This window comes from Endozoicomonas sp. SESOKO3 (genome assembly GCF_024606255.1).
This window is the reverse complement of the sequence record NZ_JAHHPR010000577.1, coordinates 1-1,115: the sequence shown is the minus strand read 5'-3', so window position 1 is coordinate 1,115 and position 1,115 is coordinate 1. Positions and strand designations below refer to the sequence as shown.

Genomic DNA, 1,115 nt, shown 5'->3' with positions numbered 1-1,115 from the left:
CCATTTTAGTGCATAACATTAAGACATGTGACTGAAAATAAATAAGAGGTAGGATATACCATTATTGATTAACATCTTAACTAATTGAAAATAAATAAGGGTAAAACCATAAGCTCTACCCTTCTCTACAGACACCTTTACATAGTCAGAGCCTATTACGTTAGTAATGCCTAACTGCTCCCTCCTGAAGTACCCTATAGACAGTCTTACGTGCTATCCCTAGCTCCTTTGCAATAGCAGTAGCTCCCATGCCACCAGCTTTCAGCTCCCTTACTCTATCCCTATCGACTGATTGCTTACGGCCTTTGTAGACTCCCTTAGCTTTTGCTTTGGCTATCCCTTCGGCCTGTCTATCTTTAATCCTTGCTCTCTCGAACTCAGCTACAGCCCCAAAGATTTGAAGCATCAGCTTTGACATTGAATCACTCTTGTTAGAGGAGAAGGTAAGACTCTCCTTATGGAACACTACAGTGACTCCCTTCTTATTAAACTCATTAACAAGGCTCTGAAGGTCTAACAAGTCTCTAGCCATTCTATCAATGCTGTGGACGTGTACTGTGTCTCCTTCTCTTAGCCAGTTCCTAAGATCATCTAAAGCTGGTCTATTGGTCGTGCTTCCACTGCACTTATCCTCAAATACTTTCATTCCATCTTTGACTATCTCGTATTGTCTCTCTGTGTTCTGGTCAGTGCTTGAGACTCGTATATATGCTGCTTCAGACATTGCTGTGTGTACCTTATCAGTGTGTCATTAGGCTTTAGACTTTCGGCATTATACGTGTGTCATTATCAAAAGCAACTCTATTGTTACATCTATTTGTGTGTTAAGTGTGTCACTGTCAGTGTGACTCAAGGGTGTACCCTAGTGATACAGGAGAAGCGTAGCTTTGATAAGCAAGGGAGTTCAGACAAGGGAGGTGAAGGAGAGGGAAGGAGAAGGATTAATTACTCCTCCCATTACAAAGAATGATTAACCCTAGGGGCGGCCTTTGGCTTTGGCCTACGGGGACATTCAGCCAGCCGTTATATATAAAGAAAGGGTTCAGAAATTTGTGGTAAAAATATTCAAGGGGTACTGGTGGTTTGGCTGGTGGTTTGGCTGGTGGCTCTCAGAG

At 42.6% G+C, this 1,115-nt stretch carries 1 protein-coding gene; it reads right to left on the bottom strand.

The annotated features are described in order from the left end of the window. Window positions 1-160: 160 nt before the first annotated feature. Window positions 161-724, bottom strand: coding sequence for a recombinase family protein (locus KDK18_RS09835; RefSeq protein WP_257254727.1), 564 nt, complete (start codon window positions 722-724; stop codon window positions 161-163). Between the last annotated feature and the right edge of the window lie 391 nt (window positions 725-1,115).

Bases quoted from the DNA above. Each gene is read 5' to 3' on its own strand.
- KDK18_RS09835 (WP_257254727.1), bottom strand. From the start codon at position 724: ATGTCTGAAGCAGCATATATACGAGTCTCAAGCACTGACCAGAACACA.